Annotated in this window: 1 pseudogene; it reads right to left on the reverse strand. The window is 74.2% G+C overall.

The annotated features are described in order from the left end of the window. A pseudogene (locus tag ACQG3P_RS20485) lies at window positions 1-256 on the reverse strand (hypothetical protein); the annotation flags it as partial.

The following is a 256-nucleotide window of genomic DNA, read 5'->3' on the forward strand; positions in this document are numbered from 1 at the left end:
AGTCCCCCGCCTCAAGCTGGCGCGCGGCGGCGGCCAACCCGCGGATCGGGCCGACCCGGGTGCGCTGCACATCCACGATGACCCCCGCGCCGATGGCCAGCAGCAGGCCCAGCATCAGCAGCAGCCAGCCCAGGTGGCGCTTGCCCCCCTGCTGCAGGCGCTCGCCCAGGGTCAGGTTGGCCCGCTGCTCCATGGCCTGCACGTCATCCAGCGCCCTGCCGACGCGGACCCCGCCGATGCGCTGGGTGCCGATCAT

The sequence above is a fragment of the Stenotrophomonas sp. SrG genome (assembly GCF_050031795.1).
Lineage (GTDB): Bacteria > Pseudomonadota > Gammaproteobacteria > Xanthomonadales > Xanthomonadaceae > Stenotrophomonas > Stenotrophomonas rhizophila_A.